This is a genomic window from Arthrobacter rhombi, from assembly GCF_039526245.1.
Taxonomy (GTDB): Bacteria; Actinomycetota; Actinomycetes; order Actinomycetales; family Micrococcaceae; genus Arthrobacter_H; species Arthrobacter_H rhombi.
This window is the reverse complement of sequence record NZ_BAAAIV010000025.1, coordinates 132,069-152,221: the sequence shown is the minus strand read 5'-3', so window position 1 is coordinate 152,221 and position 20,153 is coordinate 132,069. Positions and strand designations below refer to the sequence as shown.

The 20,153-nt window shown below is 67.9% G+C and carries 20 protein-coding genes and 1 pseudogene; 10 read left to right on the top strand and 11 right to left on the bottom strand.

Features of this window, described 5'->3' with window-relative positions:
• Positions 1 to 37 precede the first annotated feature (37 nt).
• The 3 genes from gcl to ABD088_RS16420 form a co-directional block, all read right to left on the bottom strand.
• Positions 38 to 1,849 carry a glyoxylate carboligase gene (gene gcl, locus ABD088_RS16430; protein ID WP_343903044.1) on the bottom strand — a complete coding sequence of 604 codons (1,812 nt, stop codon included), beginning with the start codon at positions 1,847 to 1,849 and terminating at the stop codon, positions 38 to 40.
• A gap of 76 nt (positions 1,850 to 1,925) precedes the next feature.
• A complete protein-coding gene (locus ABD088_RS16425; RefSeq protein ID WP_343903043.1) occupies positions 1,926 to 2,843 on the bottom strand; it encodes a 2-hydroxy-3-oxopropionate reductase in 918 nt (305 codons plus the stop codon).
• A gap of 55 nt (positions 2,844 to 2,898) precedes the next feature.
• Complete coding sequence (locus ABD088_RS16420) at positions 2,899 to 3,690, bottom strand: hydroxypyruvate isomerase family protein (RefSeq protein ID WP_343903042.1); 792 nt, start codon at positions 3,688 to 3,690, stop codon at positions 2,899 to 2,901.
• 48 nt (positions 3,691 to 3,738) lie between these two features.
• Between ABD088_RS16420 and ABD088_RS16415 the strand changes: the two are divergent.
• Together ABD088_RS16415 and ABD088_RS16410 are read left to right on the top strand one after the other, a co-directional pair.
• Positions 3,739 to 4,073: pseudogene (locus ABD088_RS16415) on the top strand (hypothetical protein).
• A gap of 91 nt (positions 4,074 to 4,164) precedes the next feature.
• Positions 4,165 to 4,863, top strand: a complete 699-nt coding sequence (locus ABD088_RS16410) for a maleylpyruvate isomerase family mycothiol-dependent enzyme (protein WP_343903041.1) — start codon at positions 4,165 to 4,167, stop codon at positions 4,861 to 4,863.
• A gap of 106 nt (positions 4,864 to 4,969) precedes the next feature.
• Here ABD088_RS16410 and ABD088_RS16405 read toward each other — a convergent pair whose 3' ends face one another.
• From ABD088_RS16405 to ABD088_RS16390, 4 genes are read right to left on the bottom strand one after another with little or no spacing between them, the layout of a single operon-like run.
• Positions 4,970 to 5,812 carry a bifunctional allantoicase/(S)-ureidoglycine aminohydrolase gene (locus ABD088_RS16405; protein ID WP_343903040.1) on the bottom strand — a complete coding sequence of 281 codons (843 nt, stop codon included), beginning with the start codon at positions 5,810 to 5,812 and terminating at the stop codon, positions 4,970 to 4,972.
• A complete protein-coding gene (locus tag ABD088_RS16400) occupies positions 5,805 to 7,076 on the bottom strand; it encodes a DUF6986 family protein (protein ID WP_343903039.1) in 1,272 nt (423 codons plus the stop codon). The genes ABD088_RS16405 and ABD088_RS16400 overlap by 8 nt, the downstream gene beginning before the upstream one ends.
• Positions 7,073 to 8,698, bottom strand: coding sequence for a malate synthase A (aceB, locus tag ABD088_RS16395; RefSeq protein ID WP_343903038.1), 1,626 nt, complete (start codon positions 8,696 to 8,698; stop codon positions 7,073 to 7,075). The genes ABD088_RS16400 and aceB overlap by 4 nt, the downstream gene beginning before the upstream one ends.
• Positions 8,699 to 8,710: 12 nt before the next feature.
• Positions 8,711 to 10,102: an NAD-dependent malic enzyme gene (locus ABD088_RS16390; protein WP_343903037.1), complete on the bottom strand. Its 1,392-nt coding sequence runs from the start codon at positions 10,100 to 10,102 to the stop codon at positions 8,711 to 8,713.
• Between the two features lie 238 nt (positions 10,103 to 10,340).
• On the opposite strand from ABD088_RS16390, the gene ABD088_RS16385 reads away from it, so the two are divergent.
• Positions 10,341 to 11,102, top strand: coding sequence for an IclR family transcriptional regulator (locus tag ABD088_RS16385; protein ID WP_343903036.1), 762 nt, complete (start codon positions 10,341 to 10,343; stop codon positions 11,100 to 11,102).
• Between the two features lie 57 nt (positions 11,103 to 11,159).
• On the opposite strand, the gene pucL is transcribed toward ABD088_RS16385, so the two are convergent.
• The 3 genes from pucL to uraD form a co-directional block, all read right to left on the bottom strand.
• On the bottom strand, positions 11,160 to 12,098 hold the full coding sequence (gene pucL / locus ABD088_RS16380; protein ID WP_343903035.1) for a factor-independent urate hydroxylase: 939 nt from the start codon (positions 12,096 to 12,098) through the stop codon (positions 11,160 to 11,162).
• Between the two features lie 4 nt (positions 12,099 to 12,102).
• Positions 12,103 to 12,456, bottom strand: a complete 354-nt coding sequence (gene uraH / locus ABD088_RS16375) for a hydroxyisourate hydrolase (protein ID WP_343903034.1) — start codon at positions 12,454 to 12,456, stop codon at positions 12,103 to 12,105.
• 74 nt (positions 12,457 to 12,530) lie between these two features.
• Entirely contained in the window at positions 12,531 to 13,028 is a 498-nt protein-coding gene (gene uraD / locus ABD088_RS16370; RefSeq protein ID WP_343903033.1) for a 2-oxo-4-hydroxy-4-carboxy-5-ureidoimidazoline decarboxylase, read from the bottom strand.
• A gap of 283 nt (positions 13,029 to 13,311) precedes the next feature.
• Here uraD and ABD088_RS16365 point away from each other — a divergent pair, with 283 nt between their 5' ends.
• From ABD088_RS16365 to ABD088_RS16345, 5 genes are all read left to right on the top strand, one after another.
• Positions 13,312 to 13,503, top strand: a complete 192-nt coding sequence (locus ABD088_RS16365; protein WP_343903032.1) for a hypothetical protein — start codon at positions 13,312 to 13,314, stop codon at positions 13,501 to 13,503.
• A 112-nt stretch (positions 13,504 to 13,615) separates the two neighbouring features.
• On the top strand, positions 13,616 to 14,707 hold the full coding sequence (locus ABD088_RS16360; RefSeq protein WP_343903031.1) for a WD40/YVTN/BNR-like repeat-containing protein: 1,092 nt from the start codon (positions 13,616 to 13,618) through the stop codon (positions 14,705 to 14,707).
• A 5-nt stretch (positions 14,708 to 14,712) separates the two neighbouring features.
• Positions 14,713 to 15,000, top strand: coding sequence for a MoaD/ThiS family protein (locus tag ABD088_RS16355; protein ID WP_343903030.1), 288 nt, complete (start codon positions 14,713 to 14,715; stop codon positions 14,998 to 15,000).
• Between the two features lie 57 nt (positions 15,001 to 15,057).
• Positions 15,058 to 16,170 carry a tellurite resistance/C4-dicarboxylate transporter family protein gene (locus ABD088_RS16350; protein ID WP_343903029.1) on the top strand — a complete coding sequence of 371 codons (1,113 nt, stop codon included), beginning with the start codon at positions 15,058 to 15,060 and terminating at the stop codon, positions 16,168 to 16,170.
• Positions 16,171 to 16,179: 9 nt separating this feature from the next.
• Positions 16,180 to 17,220: a pirin family protein gene (locus ABD088_RS16345; RefSeq protein WP_343903028.1), complete on the top strand. Its 1,041-nt coding sequence runs from the start codon at positions 16,180 to 16,182 to the stop codon at positions 17,218 to 17,220.
• A 79-nt stretch (positions 17,221 to 17,299) separates the two neighbouring features.
• Here ABD088_RS16345 and dnaB read toward each other — a convergent pair whose 3' ends face one another.
• Positions 17,300 to 18,676 (bottom strand): replicative DNA helicase, encoded by a 1,377-nt coding sequence (gene dnaB / locus ABD088_RS16340; RefSeq protein WP_343903027.1) that lies wholly within the window; start codon positions 18,674 to 18,676, stop codon positions 17,300 to 17,302.
• Between the two features lie 521 nt (positions 18,677 to 19,197).
• Between dnaB and ABD088_RS16335 the strand changes: the two genes are divergently transcribed.
• Both ABD088_RS16335 and ABD088_RS16330 read left to right on the top strand, forming a co-directional pair.
• Complete coding sequence (locus tag ABD088_RS16335; RefSeq protein ID WP_343903026.1) at positions 19,198 to 19,620, top strand: DUF1801 domain-containing protein; 423 nt, start codon at positions 19,198 to 19,200, stop codon at positions 19,618 to 19,620.
• A gap of 78 nt (positions 19,621 to 19,698) precedes the next feature.
• A complete protein-coding gene (locus ABD088_RS16330) occupies positions 19,699 to 20,145 on the top strand; it encodes a hypothetical protein (RefSeq protein WP_343903025.1) in 447 nt (148 codons plus the stop codon).
• The last annotated feature ends 8 nt before the right edge of the window (positions 20,146 to 20,153 follow it).

The window sequence follows — 20,153 nt, the reverse complement described above, 5'->3', positions numbered from 1 at the left end:
CTTCGTGTGCTCTGCTGACGGTGCCGTGGTGCCGGTGCTAGGCGGTGGCGCCGACGGGTACCTGCGCCGGTGCCGCTGCCAGCGGGACCAGGGATGTGGGTGCGTCAGCGGCGTCCACCGCCAGGTCCTCGAACTCGTTGACGTTGTCCAGTTCGGTGCCCATCGAGATGTTCGTGATGCGCTCCAGGATGACCTCGACGACGACCGGCACGGAGAATTCCCCGGCCAGCCGGCCCGCCTCGGCAAAACCGGCGGCCAGCTGCTCCGGATCCGTGACGCGGACCGCCTTGCAGCCCAACCCCTCGGCCACCTTGACGTGGTCCACACCATACCCCTGGGTCTCGGGGGAATTCACGTTGTCGAAGGCCAGGGAGACCTGGTAATCCATCTCGAAGCCCCGCTGGGATTGGCGGATCAGTCCCAGATAGGAGTTGTTCACCACGACGTGGATGTACGGCAGCTTGAACTGGGCTCCGACGGCGAGCTCCTCGATCATGAACTGGAAGTCGTAGTCCCCGGAGAGGGCGACGACCCGCTGGCCGGGCTTGCCGCGCACCACCCCCAGGGCGGCGGGGCCGGTCCAGCCCAGCGGCCCTGCCTGGCCGGCGTTGATCCAGCGGCGGGGGCCGAACACGTGCAGCATCTGGGCCCCGGCGATCTGGCTCAGCCCGATCGTGGAGACGTACGTGGTGTCCTGCCCGAAGGCGGTGTTCATCTCCTGGTAGACGCGCTGCGGCTTGATCGGCACGTTGTCGAAGTTGGTCTTGCGGTGGCCCTCGCCCTTCCGTGCGGTGGTCGTCTCGGCCCAGACCGTGTAGTCCGGCAGCGTGCCGGCGGCGCGGCGTTCGGTGGCGACCTCCAACAGGACCTGCAGGGCAGCTCCGGCATCGGAGACCACACCCAGGTCAGGGGAGAAGACGCGGCCGATCTGCGTGGGCTCGATGTCCACGTGCACGAACGTGCGGCCCGCCCGGTAGGTCTCCAGGCCGCCGGTGTGGCGGTTGGCCCAGCGGTTGCCGATGCCCAGGACGAAGTCCGAGTCCAGGAAGTTGGCGTTGCCGTAGCGGTGGTGGGTCTGCAGCCCGACCATGCCGGCCATCAGGCGGTGGTCATCGGGGATGGCACCCCAGCTCATCAGGGTGGGGACGACGGGGACGTTGAGCAGTTCGGCGAGGCGGACCAGGTCGGCGGAGGCGTCGGCGTTGATGATGCCGCCACCGGCGACGATCAACGGATGGGCGGACGCGGTGAGCAGGTCCAGGATCTTGTCCGCCTGGGCCCGGCTGGCCCGCGGCTGGGCGACCTCAAGCGGCTCGTACGCGTCGATGTCGAATTCGATCTGGGCCATCTGCACGTCGATCGGCAGGTCGATCAGCACCGGACCGGGACGGCCGGTGCGCATGAGCTGGAACGCCTTCTGGAAGGTGCCGGGCACCTGGCCCGGTTCCAGCACGGTGGAGGCCAGCTTGGTCAGCGGGCGGGCGATCGTCTCGATGTCCACAGCCTGGAAGTCCTCCTGGTGCAGTTTCGCCACCGGGGCCTGTCCGGTGATGCACAGGATCGGCACGGAGTCGGCCCAGGCGGCGTAGAGCCCGGTGATCATGTCGGTTCCGGCGGGACCCGAGGTGCCCAGGCAGAGGCCGATGTTCCCGGCGGCCGCACGGGAGTACCCGTCGGCCATGTGGGAGGCCCCCTCGACGTGGCGGGCCAGCGTGTGGCGGATCCCGCCGTGGGCCTTCATCGCCGCATACAGCGGGTTGATGGCCGCACCGGGCAGCCCGAAGGCCTCGGTGGCACGTTCCTTCTCGAGGATCAGGACGACGGCGTCCACGGTGCGCATGATGGTCATGGTGTTCTCCTGGGGGAGGCCCGCTCGGCGGGTTGGAAAAGGGTGTGAAGTGGTGGGGCTGGACCCGCGGGTGGGGTCAGCTGGCGGCGGGAGCCGCGGCCGGCGTCGTGCTGGTGGTGCCGGAGAGGCGTTCGACGCCACGGAAGAGCCCGGAGTGGTCCAACGCCCCGTCGCCGATGGCGACGGTGGAAGCGACCAGCTGGGCGACGAGTGCCCCGAGCGGGAGGACCACGGAGGCCTCCCGGGCGGCGGCGGTGACGATGCCCATGTCCTTGTGGTGCAGGGCGAGACGGAAGCCGGGGTCGAAGTTGCGGTCCAGGATCTTCTGGCCCTTCTGGTCCAGCACCTTGGAGCCGGCCAGTCCCCCGCCGAGGACCTGCAGGGCGGCGGCGGTGTCGACTCCGTAGGCCTCGAGGAAGACGACGGCCTCGGAGAGCGCCTGGATGTTGGCGGCGACGATGAGCTGGTTGGCCGCCTTGACCGTCTGCCCGGAGCCGGACGGGCCGACATGGACGATGGTCTTGCCGATGGCCTGCAGCACCGCCGACGCGTCCTCGAAGTCGGCAGCGTCGCCGCCGACCATGATCGAGAGGGCGGCGTCGAGGGCGCCCTGTTCGCCACCGGAGACGGGCCCGTCCAGCGGGCGCAGGCCTGCGGCGCGGGCCTCGTCGGCGAGCGCGACGGCGACGTCCGGGCGGATCGTGGAGTTGTCGATCCACAGGGCCCCGTCCTTCGCGTGGGCGAAGACGCCGTTCTCGCCGGTCACGACCCCCTCGACGTCGGGCGAGTCCGGGACCATGGTGATGATGACGTCGGCGTCGGCGACGGCCTCGGCGATGTTGGCCGCTGCGTGCCCGCCGTTCGCGGCCAGGTCGGCAGCCTTGTCGGGGCTGCGGTTGTACCCGGTGACGTGGAAGCCGGCGGCCGCGAGGTTCGTGGCCATGGGCAGGCCCATGATGCCGAGGCCGATGAAGGCGATGTTCGTGGTGCTCATGTGGTGCTCCTGGGGAATCTGGAAGGGGACGACGGCGGTGCGCGCGGCGCGGGGGTCAGGCAGGCTGGCGGATGAGCCAGTCGAAGGCCGTGTCGGCGCTCGCCTTGTATTCGAGCCCGATGGGGCCGTGGTAGCCGCGTTCGCGGCTGCGGGTGATCCATTCGCCCAACGGCAGGTCGCCGCTTCCGGGGGCGCCGCGTCCGGGGTTGTCGGCGATCTGGATGTGGCCGAAGTCGTGGGCGTGGGCCTCGATGACCGCCTCGACGTCGTCGCCGTTGACGGCCAGGTGGTAGAAGTCGGCGAGCAGCTTGACGTTGTCCACGCCGGCCGCGGTGGTCTGCTCGATGACTGCCAGGGCGTCGGCCGCGGTCTTCAGCGGGTAGGTGGGGGTTCCGGAGACCGGCTCGAGCAGGACGGTTCCGCCGATGCGTGCGACACCGCGGGCCGCGGCGACCAGGTTCTCGAGGGCGAGTTCGTCCTGTGCTGTCGCGTCGCCCCCGTCCTGGCGGTTGCCATAGAGGGCGTTGAAGCCGCGGCAGCCGGTGGCTTCGCCGATGGCGGCGACGACGTCGATGTTGTCGCGGAACTCGGCGTCCCGGCCGATCCAGGAGACCAGTCCGCGGTCCCCGGCGGGCATGTCCCCGGCCAGGAAGTTCAGGCCGGTGAGCTGGACACCGGCGTCGGAGAGGGCCGAGGTGAAGGCCTGGACGTCGGCGTCGGAGGGCACTGCCTCGGCGAAGGGCCACCAGAACTCGACGTTGTCGAAGCCAGCCTTCCTGGCCGCCGCGGGGCGCTCGAGCAGCGGCAACTCGGTCAAGAGGATGGAGCAGTTCACGGTGTACGACATCGCACAGTCCTTTCGAAGCAGTTGATTCCGAATCATGGAAGTTTTCTTCTGCACACTGAAAACATTAGAAGTGACGCGGGCAGCTGTCAAGGGGTGGTCATCGAGCTGACCCCGCGGTTCGGGGCCGAGAGCTGGGAGGGGAATTTCGAGAGCTATCTGGCAGCCCTGGGGTGATGGACGCCGTCCAGCGCCATGAGGGGCCCTACGATGCGGTCATCCAGGCCGTCGCCACGGCCACCGGCGTGCCGATCGTCGACGGGGTCCGCTCCGCCGTGGGCATTGCGGAATCGCTGGTGCGGAGGGGCCTGAAGACCTCCAAGGTGCGCACCTACGCCCCACCGCGGCCCAAACGGGTCACCGGGTGGCCGTTCACCGTGGACTGAGCCAGGACCCGCCGCGTCTGGGTTGGTATCGGTTGGATATGGATCCACCCGACGTGGCGCAGGCCACGGTGCCTCCCGGTAGGGTGACCCCATGATCAACACAGCCCGCCTCCGCTCGGACCTCTCACTCCTCGGCCGTGAAACCGGCATGATGCTGGCCACCGTCGAATCCCTCGCCGACGACGAACTGACCGTCGCCTCGCTCTGCGAGGGCTGGGCCCGGGCCGACGTCATCGCGCATATCGCCTCCAACGGCCGCGCCCTGGTCAAGCTCATCGACTGGGCAGCCACCGGCGAGGAGCAGCAGCTCTACACCTCCCGGGAGGCACGTGACGCGGAGATCGCCGAACTGGCGGCCCTGCCCCGCACGGAACTGGTCGAGCGTTTCCGCGAGTCCGCGGCGTACTTCGCCGAGCAGGCCCAGCGGCTCTCCGGTGACCTGGCGGTCGACGAGGTGCACCTGCACGGCAAGGCGATCCCCGCCACCTCCATCGTGGCGCTGCGCATCTCCGAGGTCATCGTGCACCACCATGACCTGGACACGACGTGGACCCTGGAGGAGGCCGACTTGGACGCCCAGCTCTACGGCGTGGAAGCAGCAGTGCGCACCCTGCGGGCCAAGGACGCCCCGGGCATGACCCTGGTGAGCGAAGAGGGCGACGAATGGGTCATCGGTGACGGTGCGGTGCGCGTGGATTCGGACCGCGAGGGCCTGCTGGCCTGGCTGGCCCGCGGCCAGTCCGACCACGTGGAGGCGGACGGCGAGCTGCCCCAGCTGCCGGCCTGGTGAGCTGAACCAGCCCCACCCACATCGCGGACAGCAGCCGGGCACCCCTCTCACGGGAGGTGCCCGGCTGTTTCGGCTCCGCCGTCGTGCAGTGTCGCCGGAGCGCGCCCTAGAGCGCCACCTGGCGGTTGACGTCCTTGTAGAGCAGGTAGCGGAAGTTGGACGGTCCGCCGGCGTAGCAGGCCTGCGGGCAGAAGGCGCGCAGTGACATGTAGTCGCCGGCCTGGACCTCGACCCAGTCGGCGTTGAGGCGGTAGACGGCCTTGCCCTCCAGCACGTACAGCCCGTGTTCCATCACGTGGGTTTCGGCGAACGGGATCGAGGCCCCGGGTTCGAACGTCACGATGTTCACGTGCATGTCGAACGCCAGGTCCTGCGGGTCCAGCATGCGGGTGGTCCGCCACTTGTTCTCGGTCCCGGGCATGGCGCCGGGGGTGAGGTCGTGCTCGTTGCCGACCACCGGGCGGGCAGTGTGCCCGGCGAGCGGCTGGTAGCGCTTGCGGATCCAGTGGAACTGGGTCGGCTCGACGCCGTCGTTCTGGGTGCTCCAGGGGGTGCCGGCCGGGACGAACGCGAAACCGCCCGGGGACAGCAGGTGCTGCTCGCCGTCGATGACGAGCTTGAGCTCGCCCCCCAAGACGAAGACGAACCCCTCGACCTCCGGCTGCGGCTCCGGGCGCTCCGAGCCTCCCCCGGCGGCAACCTCCATGATGGTCTGCGAGAACGTGGTGGCACCGCCGGCGACCGGGCGGTTGAGCACCCAGGCGCGGGTCCCCGCCCACTCCGGAAGCACCGAGGTCACGATGTCACGCAGGACCCCGCGCGGGATGACCGTGTAGGCCTCGGTGACGACGGCCCGGTCGGTGAGCAGATCGGTCTGCGGCGGATGCCCGCCCTGGGCACCAAAGTACGACGACGTGGCGGCGTTGGCGGCAACGCTGGTCTCAGACATGGGTTTCCTTTGCTGGTTGCGTGGGGCGGCCAAGGGACAGGGTGCGCAGCGCCTCGACATCGATGTGCACAGCCGATTCGATCTCCGGCGCCGTCAGGGCGCCGCACGCCAAACCGCGGTGGATGAAGCCGGCCAGCGCCTTCGCGGTGGCGGGTTCGTCCATGATCGAGGATTCGATGCGGTGCACGTAGTTGCGCAGGCGGGCCGCCGCTGCGGCGAACCCGTCGCGGTAGAAGGCATACGTGGCCAGGTAGCGGGTCGGCAGCTGGGCCGGGTGCAGGTCCCAGCCCTGGTAGATCCCGCGTTCCAGATGGCGGCGGACCAGCCGGGCGTGGAGCTTCCAGGCCTCCAGCGCATGTTCGGGGTCCCCGACCGGCAGGATGTTGGTGGAGCCGTCGGAGAGGTGGACGCCGGTTCCGGCCACGGCGACCTGCATGACCGACTTGGCATAGTCGGCCGCGGGGTGCTCCATGGACTGGTAGGCGGCGGCGATCCCCAGGGAGGCCGAGTAGTCGTAGGTTCCGTAGTGCAGGGAGGACACGCGTCCTGCGCCGGCATGGATGACCAGGACACACGGCACGGTGCCGTCGGCGCCGAGGATCAGTTGCGGCGTTTCCATCTGCACCTCGAAGCGCAACCGCCGCGGAGGCAGCTGGTGGGCGGCCTCGAGGCGTTCGCAGACATAGACCATGGCCTCGACCTGGGCGACGGTGCTGACCTTGGGCAGCGTCAACACCAACCCGTCGGGCAGGCCCCCGCTGTCCATCAGGGCGCCGATGAACAGGTCGAGGGTGCGCAGCCCGCGGGCCCGGGTGGGGGCCTCCAGGCACTTGAAGCGGATCCCGATGAAGGGCGGCGCGGTGCCGGCGGCGACGGCCTCGTTGACTGCGTGGGCGGCGCGGATGGCATCGGCGTCTTCTTCCGCGTCGGGGCGGTTGCCGTAGCCGTCCTCGAAATCCAGGCGCAGGTCCTCGATCGGTTCGGCGGCGAGCTTGGCCTCGACCAGCTCGGCGGAGACGTCCACGCCGATCTCCCGGGCCAGGGCTGCCACGCCGCCGGCGGCCTGGGCCGCCTCCAGGGCCTTCCGGCCCCAATCGGCGGCCAGGCCGGCGGTGAACGCGTCGGCCGGGACGTAGGCGGTGTGGACTGGCTGGCGGGCCGGGGACGGTCCGGGGTAGGCGCGGGCGAGCAGCCGATCGGTGGCGGCCAAGCGGACCTCGACGGCGGAGCGGGCCCCGTCGTCGAGCACTGTTCCGGTGCTCACTTGTCCACCCGTTGGGTGGAGAGCAGCCGGTAGGCGGGCAGGGTGAGGAACTCCTCGAAGTCCTCCTCGCGGCCGCTGACCAGTCGGCCGATGAGTTCGGCTGCTGGCTGGTAGTAGTTGGCGAAGGCCACCGAGTTGTCGACCTCGCCCCGCAGGCGTTCGACCTCCTCGGCCAGGATGGAGGCGGCCAGCTCGGCGGTGATCGTGTTGCCGGTGTCCTCGGCGACGATCTGGTTCCGGATCTGCTGCCACACCTGGGAGCGGGAGATCTCAGCGGTGGCCGCGTCCTCCATCAGGTTGTGGATGGCCACCGCGCCGTTGCCGGAGAGCCATACCGCGGTGTAGGCGACGGCCACGTAGAGGTTGGCGTGCACGCCGGCTTCCGTGACGGCGCCGGGGGCCGACTCGACGTCCAGCAGCATCTCCGAGGTGACGTCGACGTCCGGGCGCTGCCGGTCCAGCTGGTTGGGCTTCTGCCCCAGCACCGCGGTGAACTCCTCTTCGCAGACCTCCACCAGGTCGGGGTGGGCGACCCAGGAGCCGTCGAATCCGTCGCCGGCTTCGCGGGCCTTGTCGGCATGGACCTTCTCGAAGGCCGCGGCGGTGACTTCTGGTTCACGCCGGTTGGGGATGACCGCCGCCATGCCCCCCATGGCGAAGGCGCCGCGCTTATGGCAGGTGACCACGAGCAGGTCGGTGTAGGCCCGCATCATGGGGGCGGTCATGGACACGTCGGCACGGTCGGGCATGGTGAATTTCGGCCCGGCCTCGCGGAAGTACTTGATCATGCTGAACAGGTAGTCCCAGCGGCCGGCGTTGAGGCCCGAGGCGTGATCACGCAGTTCGTAGAGGATCTCGTCCATCTCGAACGCTGCCGGGATGGTCTCGATGAGCACTGTTGCGCGGACCGTGCCGTGGGGAATGCCCACTTCGTTCTGGGCGAAGGTGAACACGTCGTTCCACAGCCGGGCCTCCAGGTGGGATTCCATCTTCGGCAGGTAGTAGAAGGGCCCGTCGCCGGACGCGGCCAGGTGGGCCGCATTGTGGAAGAAGTGCAGGCCGAAGTCCATCAGGGCCCCGATGGCCGGCTTGCCGTCGATGAGCACATTGGCCTCGGGGAGGTGCCAGCCGCGGGGGCGCACGACGACCGTGGCCAGCGGGGCGTCCTGACGCAGCGTGTATTCCTTGCCTTCGGGGGAACGGAACGAGAGCGTTCCCCGTGCCGCTGCGCCCAGGTTGGCCAGGGCGTCGACCACGTTGTGCCAGGTGGGGGTGGAGGCGTCCTCGAGATCGGCCAGCCAGACCTTGGCCCCGGAGTTCAGGGCGTTGATGGCCATCTTGGCCGGGCTGGCGGGCCCGGTGATCTCCACGCGGCGGTCGCGCAGCTTCTCCGGGGCCTCGGCCACCTTCCAGTCACCGGAGCGCACGTCGGCGGTCTCGGGCAGGAAGTCCATGGTGCCGCTGGCGGAGGCGGCGCGGCGGCTGGAGGCACGGGCTGCCAGCAGGGCGTCACGGGTCCCCGTGAACCGCTGGTGCAGTTGCTCGATGAAGGCCAGGGCATCCTCGGTGAGGATCCCTTCGGCTCCGGCGACGTCGGGCGTGTGGGTCAGGGTGATGCTCATGGTGGCTGGTCCTTACTTCGTGCTGGTACGGGCGGCGGTCGCAACGGCCTCGGCGACGTCGGCGGCGACGTGCGGGTCGAAGACACTGGGGATGATGTAGCCGGGGTTCAGTTCTTCCGGGGAGACGCGGGCGGCGATGGCCTCGGCTGCGGCCACCAGCATCTCCGGGATGATGTCCACGGCTCCGGCGTCGAGCAGGCCGCGGAAGAACCCGGGGAAGGCCAGGACGTTGTTGATCTGGTTCGGGAAATCGCTGCGGCCGGTGGCGACGACTGCGGCGTGGCGTCCGGCCTCGACCGGGTCGACCTCGGGGTCCGGGTTGGCCATGGCGAAGACGATCGCGTCCTCGGCCATGGTGGCCACCTGCTCGCCGGTGAGGATTCCCGGGGCGGAGACCCCAATGAAGACATCGCTGCCGACCAGGGCCTCGTGCAGGGTGCCGCTGAAGTCCTCGGGGTTGGTGTTCTCCGCCAGCCAGGCGCGGTGGCCCTCGGTGTGGGCGTCGGTGCGGGAGATGGCGCCGTTGCGGCCGCAGGCGATGATGTTGGTGGCGCCGCGGGCGAGCAGCAGCTGGACGATCGCGTTGCCGGCAGCCCCGACGCCGGAGACCACGATGCGCACCCGGCCCAGGGTCTTGTCCACGACCTTCAGCGCGTTCTCCAGGGCGGCCAGGGTCACGATCGCGGTGCCGTGCTGGTCGTCGTGGAAGACGGGGATGTCCAGTTCCTCGCGCAAGCGCGCCTCGATTTCGAAGCAGCGCGGTGCGGCGATGTCCTCGAGGTTGACGCCGCCGTAGACGGGGGCGATCGCCTTGACGATGTCCACGATCGCATCGGTGTCCTGGGTCGCCAGGCAGACGGGCCAGGCGTCGACGTCGGCGAACTGCTTGAACAGGGCCGCCTTGCCCTCCATGACCGGCAGTGCTGCCTCCGGACCGATGTTGCCCAAGCCGAGCACTGCGGAGCCGTCGGTGACGACGGCGATGGTGTTGCGTTTGATGGTCAGGCGGCGGGCATCGGCCGGGTTCTCGGCGATCGCCTGGCAGACGCGGGCTACACCCGGGGTGTAGGCGCGGGAGAGGTCGTCGCGGTTGCGCAGCGGGACCTTGGGCGTGACCTCGAGCTTGGTGCCGAGGTGCATCAGGAAGGTGCGGTCGCTGACTTGGCGGACCGTGACGTTCTCGAGGGCGTCCAGTGCGGTGCGCACCTGGTCGCCGTGGGCCGCGTCCCTGGTGTTGCAGCTGACGTCCACGACCAGGAAGTGGTGGTTCGATTCGGTGACATCCAGGGCCGTGATGGACGCACCGGCCGCGCCGACTGCAGCGGCGAGTTCGCTGGTGGCCGTGTACGTCGCCGGGGTCTCGACGCGAAGTGTCAGTGAATACCCGGGGCTGGGATTCGCCATGCGATTCCTCCTGTTGATCGGTGAACGGCGGACCGTCGTCGAAAACTTGTTTCCGTATAGTGGACATTATTATCTGAAAAATGGAAACGCAACCACTCTGAGCGAGAAATTCGGACTATTTTTCGCCTACCCTTCTCGCCTGTCGGAAAAGCGTTCCCCGACTCCGGTAGTGTGGCGAGCAATTCCCGCTTCATCCACCAGCGACGATCACCGTCGTCGTCCAGACCCAGGAGAGTCCATGCCTGCCAAACCCGCCAACGGTGTCCAGTCCGTCGAGCGCGCCTTCGAGCTGCTCGAGCTCATCGCCCGGGCCGGTGGGGAGTGCACCCTGAGCGAGTTGTCCCAGGAGACGCCCCTGCCCCTGCCGACGATCCACCGGTTACTGCGCACATTGGTGGGCATCGGCTACGTCCGCCAGCTGCCGAACCGCCGCTATGCCCTCGGGCCGCGCCTGATCCGCTTGGGAGAGGTGGCCAACCGCCAGCTCGGCACGGTGGCTTCCCCACTGCTGCGCCAACTGGTGCACCAGCTCGGCGAGTCGGCCAACCTGGCGGTGCTCGACGGCGACATGATCACCTATGTCAGCCAGGCGCCCTCGCCCCACAGCATGCGCATGTTCACCGAGGTCGGGCGCCGGGCCGGGCTGCACAACACGGGAGCCGGCAAGGCCATCCTCTCGGTCATGGACGATGCACGCATCGACCGGCTCGTCGGGCAGGCAGGCATGCCGGCACCGACCCCGAATGCGATCACCTCGCTGCCGGCCCTCCACGACGAGATCACGAAGATCCGCAGCGTCGGCTTCGCCGTGGACGAAGAGGAACAGGAAGTGGGCGTCCGGTGCTTCGCCATGGCGGTTCCCGGCGCCCCGACCCCGATGGCGGTCTCCATTTCCGGCCCGATCACCCGCGTGGACGACTCGTTGGCCGAGCGCGCGATCCCCGCACTGACCGAGGCCACCCGGCGCATTTCCGAGGCGCTGACCGGCGCCCAGGAGTAGGGGGCGCCAGGGAAGGGAAGGGCGCCCACGCTCTCGCGCGGGCGCCCGGGGTGCTGCCTAGCAGAAGCCGGCCGCGTTTTCCCAGATCGGATGGGTCGCTGCCACGCCTTCGCGCTGGATGGTCGCCTCGATCAGCCCGTACGGGCGGTCGGCGGCGAAGAACACCTCATGGGGGTTGTCCTGCCCGAACGGCTCCAGGTCAACCAGGAAGTGGTGCTTGTTCGGCAACGACATCCGGATCTCCTCGATTTCCGGGTGCGCCTCCAGGACCAGCCGGCCCATTTCGAACATGGTCTGCTGCAGCGCCAGCGAGTGCGTGTTCGCGAAGCCGCGGAGCAGCTGGGTGCGCACGGAGGTGTAGACAGCGTTGTAGTCCAGGTCCCCCGCGGCCACGGCGTCGGGGTCGTAGCGCCAGCGGGCGTTGACGTCGGTGGCCAGGATCCGCTCGGTGGTTTCCTTCAGCGTCGTGTACTGGTCAACGGGGTAGCCGTGGAATTCGCTGCCGGTGGACTTCAGCACGGTCAGGCCACTGAGCCCGCCCAGGATCTCCTGGCGTCCGTCGGCGATCTCCAGCACCGCGGTGCGGACCTCGCTCATGTTCCGCGAGAAGGCGTGGTCGTGGTCCTCGATGCGGTCCCAGGTGTACTGCTCGGCCGCCCAGCGGCCCCCGGTCACCCACTCAAAGCTGCCGGTGAAATGCTCGCCCAGGCGGACCAGGAACGCCTCGGGCGAACCCACGCCGTCGCGGGCCAGACCATAGACGGTGTTCTTCTGGGTGTCAGTGGGCACCACATGCCCGTTGTCGCCCTCGGTGTGGGCTGACTCGAAGTCACCATGTAGCTGTGAGGTGACGTTGAGATCCTCGATCTGGTGGCGCGCGGTGTCGCGGGTGATCTTCACCAGGCGGACCTCGGCCTTGCCGTACTGGTTCTTGGCCAGCACGATCTTGGTGCCGCGGTTCGATGTCGTGCCGGTATCGGCTGCTGTGGCGGTCATGGTTCTAGCTCCCTCGGTAGGTGGAATAGGCAAACGGGCTGATGAGCAGAGGCACGTGGTAGTGCTCGGTGGCGTCGGCGACGGTGAAGCCGAGCACGACCTCGGGGAAGAAGGTTTCCGTGCCCTTCGACCCGAAATAGGCGCCGGTATCGAACGTGATCCGATACTGGCCTGTTTCAACCTGTGTCGGGCCCAGGCCGCCGATCCGGCCATCGCCGTCGGTGGTGCCTGATCCGAGTTCCTGCCAGCCGGTGGCCGTCTTGGCCTCCAGCGTGGCCCTGACACCGGAGGCGGGCCTCCCGGTCCCGGTGTCGAGTACATGGGTGGTGATGTGGCTGCGATGCTGTGATGCAATCATCTGCTGCTCCTGGGGTGGTGGCGTGGTGCGCGGCACGTGCCGCGGGGAAGAACAAGGTACGACGGCGATGCCGATCAGGTGGGCGAGAGCAGGCCCCGCAGGCGCAACAGGGCAATTTCGCGCAGCTGGGTGGCAACCTCCTGCGCTTCGCGCTCCGGGGTGTTTTCCATCCGCCTGTCGATCTCGGCGAGGATCTCGGCGGAGCTCCTGCCCGCGGCACGGATGAGGAAGACGCGGTTGAAGCGGTTCTCATACGCGGCGTTGGCCGCAGCGAGGCGTGCGGTAATGCCGGCGTCGACGGTGAGCCCCGCTTGCTCGCCGCGGCTCAGGCCGGCCTCGGCGGTGTGGCCGGCCGCCTTTTCGCCGATGCGGGGGTGGTGGGACAGCGCGGCATCGATCTCATGGCCCTCAAAGGGTGCCGCGGCACGATGCGCGGTAGCCAGCAGCTCCTCGACCGTTTCATAAGGGCGGGAATCGACCACGATGTCGACCCACCGGTCGATGTCCACGCAGGGGCGGATGGCCTCCGAGGCCCGCTGAGCGGTCGCCTGGTTGAAGTCCATCAAGTCCATCGGGGTCAACTCCTTCACGCTGCTGCGCTTCCGCAGTGCCTGACACCCTTGACCATCGACGGGACCCGCCAACTTGATTCGATGCTTCTGTATCGTGGAATTCTTGTTCCGCCCACACTGTAAGCCACCTCACACCAGACCTGTCAAGAGGCGGGCGGGGATTCGCCGGCTTCGGGAATTCGGGGCCCAGGGTCTTGTGCATCGCCATGTCGCGAGTCACACTGAATTCCATAATTCAATAATGTTTTCTCGTTATACGAGATAACTAGACAGGATGTGCACCATGACGACTCTCGACAAGGCACCCCGTCCAGGCGCCGGCAACGGGCCCACCGCGAACAATCCGGCCCACGACCCCTCCGTGCCGTTCTACGCGGTCGGCGGTGCAGACCCCGACTTCGCGCTGCCCCCGCGCGGAGATTCCCGAACCGGTGGCTTCTGGTCCCGGCTCCTCGCCTCCCACCGCCGCACGTAGCCTGAGCGGAGTCCCCCTCTGTATTGAGCTGCCGGGATCCCCGGCGCGGGCCTCACCGGCAATTCCGCCACAACTCTTGCCCACCCCGCGACGGGGTGTTGCACTGTGTCCCATGACCACTGTCATCGCCATAGGCACAAAGAAGGGCCTGTGGCTCGCCACGAGCCACGACCGTCGCAGCTATACCCTGAGCGAGCCCCACTTCCTGAATCTCGAAGTGCCCTCGGTTGCCATCGATACCCGTGGGCCAACCCCGCGGATCCTCGCTGGCGTCAACGATTGGCATTGGGGCCCAACTGTCGTCCATTCCGACGACCTCGGCGCCACCTGGTCGGAACCGGAACACGGGGCCATCACCTTTCCTGAGGACACCGGGGTCGCGCTGGCACGCGTGTGGCACCTGCGCCCGGACACTGCTGATCGTCCCGGCGTCATCTGGGCCGGCTGTGAACCCATATCCGTCTGGAAGTCGACCGATGGCGGAGAGAACTTCGAACTGAACCGCGGCCTGTGGGAGCACCCGCACCGCCCCGAGTGGGGCGAAGGCTTCGGCGGCGCTGCGGCACACACCATTGTCCCGAACCCCGTCGATGACCAGACGGTACACATCGCCATGAGCACCGGAGGGGTGTACCGCACACGCGATGGCGGAACGACGTGGGAGGCCAAGAACCGTGGCATCTCCGCCGGTTTCCTGCCAGGCGAGGAGCCCGAGTTCGGGCAATGCGTCCACCGCATCACCGCCGATGCGGCAAACCCCGAACGGTTGTACGCCCAGAACCATGGGGGCGTCTACCGCAGCGACGACGGAGGGGACCGCTGGGTCGACATCGGCACGGGGCTTCCCGCGGACTTCGGGTTCACCTTCCTTGCGCACCCGCGCGTCGCGGACACGGCGTGGACGCTTCCCCTGCGGGCCGACTACCAGCGCATCCCACCCGATGGTCGACTCAGCCTCTACCGGACCACCGACGCGGGATCGACCTGGACCGAGCAGCATACCGGCCTACCCGAAAACGAGTTCAATGTCGTTTTGCGTGATGCCGCGGATATCGACCTCCCGGCACCTGACGGCACCGCCGGGTTGTACTTCGGCACCCGCGGCGGCGAGGTCTATGCCAGCAACGACGAAGGGGAATCGTTCCTGCAGGTCGCCGACCGCCTGCCCGACATCCTCAGTGTCCGTGCAGCGTCCGTGGAGTGAGTGCCATGGCCACAGCTGTCCTCGAGATCCCGGGGACCCTCTCCCCCGTCTGGGGAGACCGCCGCAGCGCCGTCATCGACTACCCGACCGGCTCGTCCATGGCGGCCTTCCTGGATGTGGCCGGTGCGGGCCACCCACGTTTTGGCAGGCGCATCCGTGACGAAACCGGTGCGGTGCGCCGGTACGTCAACGTCTTCCTCGACGGCGAGAACATCCGCGCCCTGGCAGGTCTGGACACCGTGGTGCCCGACGGTGCACGCGTCATGGTCATCCAGTCCGTGGCCGGAGGCTGAGCCGGGCGACCGGCGATAAGCTGGGATACCCACCAGCATCCTGAAGGAAACAGCCACATGCCCGCCGCCACCACACCGCCGCATCGGCACCACACCCCCGTCGTGGCCCCCAGTGACGGTGTCGGGAGGATCCGCGACGCGGTGGCCGGGTTGCCGCCGTCGTGCTTTGCCTTCGTGATGGCCACGGGAATCGTTTCGGCCGCGCTGCTGGCTTCCGGTCGGCCGTTCCCCGCGGAAGTCCTCTTCTGGGTGGCCCTGTCGGCACTGGCCATCCTCCTGGTGGCGACCGCCTGGCGCGCGATCACCTCCCCGGGCCGGTTTGCTGCCGATGCCTTCTCGCCGGCAGCGACCTTCGGGTTCTTCAGCTTCGTTGCCGGTCTGAACGTCGTGGGCCTGCACTTCGACATGACCGGGCGTCCGACGGCCGGACTCGTGCTCGCCGTCGTTGCCGGGATCGCCTGGCTGGTGCTGACGTACCTCATCCCCTGCATCCTGCTGCTGCGACCGCACGAGCGCCCCGTCCTTGCCGATGCCAACGGCAGCTGGTTCCTGTGGGTCGTGGCGACCCAATCCATGTCGGCTGCCGCGGCCTCCGCTGCAGCGGTGCACCACAGCGCCGCCTACGCCGCGGTGGCCGCGGCCTTGTGGAGCATCGGAGTGGTGCTGTACCTGCTGGTCGGGACGCTGGTCACGTTGCGGTTGATCACCCGGGCCAACCGCCCCGAGGACCTGAGCCCCACCTACTGGATCTTCATGGGTGCCACGGCGATCTCCGTGCTGGCGTGCAGCAGCCTGCTGGAACTTCCGGATGCGTTCCCGGCAGTCGCCGCCCTGCGGGCCTTCCTCACCGGGGCGGGCTTCATCCTCTGGTCGGTCGGTTTGTGGTGGATCCCGCTCCTGGTCATTTTCGGCATCTGGCGCCATGGCGTCCACCACCACCATTTCCGCTACGAAACGGCCCTGTGGTCCATCGTCTTCCCGCTGGGCATGCTCGCCACCTCCTCCATGGCGTTCGGCAGCGTGCAGGGACTGCCGGTCATCGAGGACATCGGGCGCGTGGTCGTCTGGGTGGCCACGCCGGCCTGGGCCATCACGGTGGTCCTCATGCTGCTCGCCGCCTTCCGGTGGATGCGCCGCACCCAGGGTGACGAGCAGACGGCCGCGGCCTAGGCTGAGCCCATGAGCAACCTCGAGGCCCGGCCGGAAGAAGTCGTCTGCACCACGGATCCCGAGACCACGGGAACCCCCGAGCCGCTGGAACTCCTGGTCCCGAGGGACGTGCCCTTGGGCGGGCCCCGGGCGATGAATGTGCGCCGCACCCTGCCCCAGCGCCGCCGCAGCCTCATCGGGACGTGGTGTTTCCTGGACCACTATGGCCCGCAGGACATCACCGGCCAGGCCGGCATGAACGTTCCCCGCCACCCGCACACCGGTCTGCAGACCGTCAGCTGGTTGTTCACCGGCGCGATCGAGCACCGCGACTCCACCGGGGCACAGGCCGTGGTCCGGCCCGGGGAGCTGAACCTCATGACCGCCGGCAGCGGCATCAGCCACTCCGAGTACTCCACCCCGGAAACCACCATCCTGCACGGCGCCCAGTTGTGGATCGCGCTGCCCGACGCCACCCGCGGATCCTCCCCCGGCTTCGAGCACTACCGCCCCGAGCCCGTGTCCGGCACCGGGTGGACGGCCCGTGTCTTCCTCGGTTCACTGCTGGGCAGCACCTCACCTGTGGCCACCCATACCCAGCTGCTCGGCGCGGAGATCCTGATGGACGAGGGCGCCTCGCTCACCCTTGATCCCGACGGCGGCTTCGAGCACGGCGTCCTACTCGACACCGGCACGCTGCTCCTCAATGGCCAGGAGATTCCGGCCGGGCACCTGGCCTACCTCCCACCCGCGGATCGCCCGTTGACCCTCGCAGCACACGACGGCGGTGCACGCCTGTTGCTCATCGGCGGGCCCCCGATGGGTGAGCAGATTGTCATGTGGTGGAACTTCGTCGGACGCTCGCACGAGGAGATCGTCGAATACCGGCGGGCCTGGCAGGAGGAGATCGGCGCTCCGGTCGATCCCGGCCAGGCCCTGGGCGATCCGGGCACCGCAGCTGCAGCGGTTGCACCCGGGCACCGACCCCACTTCGGCCCGTTTCCCCCGGACCAGCAGGAGGCACTGCCAGCACCGTCACTGCCGAATGCGCGCATGCGCCCTCGCGGCTGAGTACGTCACCGCTGGGCGGGACGAGCCCCGTCGCTCCCGGGCCGCCCGGTGCGGCCGGCGGGTAGTTCCCGCCTGCGGGTCAGAATCCTCCGGCGCCCTCGGTGGCCATGTTGTTGAACCGCTGGTAGTGGCCTTGGAACGCCACGACGATCGTCTTGGTGGGACCATTACGGTTCTTGGCCACGATGATGTCGGCCTCACCGGCTCGCGCGGATTCCTTGTCGTAGATGTCCTCGCGGTGGAGCAGGATGACCAGGTCGGCGTCCTGCTCGATGGAGCCGGATTCACGCAGGTCCGACACCATGGGCTTCTTGTCGGTGCGTTGCTCGGAACCACGGTTGAGCTGCGACAGCGCGACCACGGGGACATCGAGTTCCTTGGCCAGCAGCTTCAGGGCACGTGAGAACTCGGAAACCTCTTGCTGTCGTGACTCCACCCGCTTGCCCGAGCTCATCAGCTGCAGATAGTCCAGCACGACCAGCTTGAGGTCATGGCGCTGCTTCAGCCTCCGGCACTTCGCCCTGATCTCCATCAGTGACATGTTGGGCGAGTCGTCAATGAACAACGGCGCCTCATTGAGTCGGCCCATGGTGGTGGCGATCTTGCCCCACTGTTCGTCCTTGATGGAGCCCTTGCGCAGGTCCTGCAGGCCGATGCTCGCCTCAGCGGAAAGCAGGCGCATGGCGATTTCGTTGCGGCCCATTTCCAAGGAGAAGACCACGGTGGTCATGTTGTTCTTGATCGAGGCGGACCGGGCGATATCCAAGGCGAAAACCGACTTGCCAACTGCAGGTCGGGCCGCGACGACGATCATCTGTCCGCCGTGCAGGCCCTGGGTGAGTTCGTCCAGTTCGTAGAGACCGGTGGGGACGCCGATCATTCCCTCGCCACGTTGTCCCGCCGACTCGATCTCATCGACGGTGCCCTCGATGATGTCCCGCAGGGGGACATAGTCCTCAGCGGTGCGGCGTTCGGCCACCGCATAGATCTGGGCCTGCGCGTCGTTGACGATGGCATCCACTTCGCCGTCCTGGCTGTAACCCATCTGGACGATCTTCGTGCCGGCCTCGACCAGTCGGCGCAAGACCGCACGCTCGCGGACGATTTCCGCGTAGAAACCGGCATTGGCGGCCGTCGGCACGGACTGGATGAGGGTGTGCAGGTAGGCCGGCCCGCCAACGCGGGAGATCTCGGTGCGCTTGGTGAGCAGGTCCGAGACCGTCACGGCATCGGCTGGCTCCCCCCGGCCATAGAGGTCGATGATCGCCTCGAAGATCGCCTCGTGGGCCGGGCGGTAGAAGTCGACGCCCCGAAGGACCTCGACACAGTCCGCGATGGCGTCTTTCGAGAGCATCATGCCGCCGAGCACACTCTGTTCCGCGACCAGGTCCTGGGGCGGCGTCCTGGCCATGTCCGATGAATTCGATGACCCTGAATCGGTGTGCGTGAGCGTCACGTGTGGTTCCTTCCCTCTCAGCGCGATGCCTGTGCTGCGTGCATCGCGACGTCCCTCCAGTATCGCAGTGGAAACGGCTCACGGACGGGGCGGTGAGGGGCGGGCGCCCACTGGGTGATCGGCCCGGATGGAGCCGGGGACCCTGTCACCTTATGCCCAATACCCACAGAACCAAAGAGAGTTATCCACAGGGCATGTGGAGAACCTGTGGGCGACGCGGCGTGTTGTGTGCACAGACTGGGGATGAACCTGTGGATTACTTTCAAAAATCTTGGTCAATCGCAGTCTGACTAGGCATTATGGTTGTCGATAGAAACTGGTGAAAAAACTTCTGCACCCAACATTCAGGCCCTGCTTTGAGGTTGCCAAGCAGCCGACAAGCGTGTAGGGCATCGTTATCCACAAGCTGCGGCTTCTTATCCACAGACACGCCGCTCCCTGTGGGTGACTTGACTTCCGGGGTCCACGGCAGGGAGTGTCCCCGCATTGCAGCCGTTTCATGGTGCTGCGATACTGTCGCCATGTCAGAGGCGAAGACCCGGCCAACGGACCTGGATCCACTCGAATTCATCGGTGCCATCGGGCACACCATACGGCGCACCGATGGGCTGCGGGTCCTGGAGATGATGCAGGAGGCCAGCGGCGAACCCCCGGTGATGTGGGGGCCGAGCATTGTCGGTTTTGGGAGCTACCACTACCGCTACCCGACCGGACGCGAAGGCGACGCAGCAGCCATCGGCTTTTCCCCCCGCAAGGCAGCGATCTCCCTCTACGGGCTGACCGCCGGCCCCGAGGCCGTAGATCTGCTGCCCCGGCTCGGCAACCACCGGGTGGGCGCCTCATGCCTGTACGTCACGCGGCTCGCCGACGTCGACGCGGACGTGCTCCGCCAGCTCATGGCATCGGGTTACCACCATGCGACCACCGAGCTCCACCAACCCTGAACCCGCACCCCGGCCCCAGCGGTGGCATGATGGAGACCAGTCCACCGTGCCGCGGTGGCAAGTACCCCAGGAGTGGACATGTTGGACGTCAACGGTGGGACACTACTCGTCCTCGTCATCACAGTGGTCGCGGTCCTCGCGGTGTTTGGCGCTCTCTCCTGGGTCTTCACGACACGTCCGGGCGGTCAGGTCAATGAAGCGGACCGCTATATCGCCCGCCTGAACGCCACCGCTGCCCGCCAACAGCAGCTGGATACACAGAAGGCAGAGAAGATCAGGGCCGCGACCACCGCGCGTGCCGCCAAGGCCGCAAGCACCTCCCCGGGTCGGACCGGGCAGAGCACGGGCGTCGGGCATCCTGAGCCGGCAGGCGCCACCGCTGCCCCGGGGAACCCGGATTATGAACGGGTCCTGCAGTTGGTGCGCAGTGGCAACCCCATCGCAGCCATCAAAAAGGTCAGGCAGGACACCGGAATCGGACTGGTCGAAGCCAAGCAGTACGTGGACTCACTGCGGGGCAAGTAGCTCCGGGA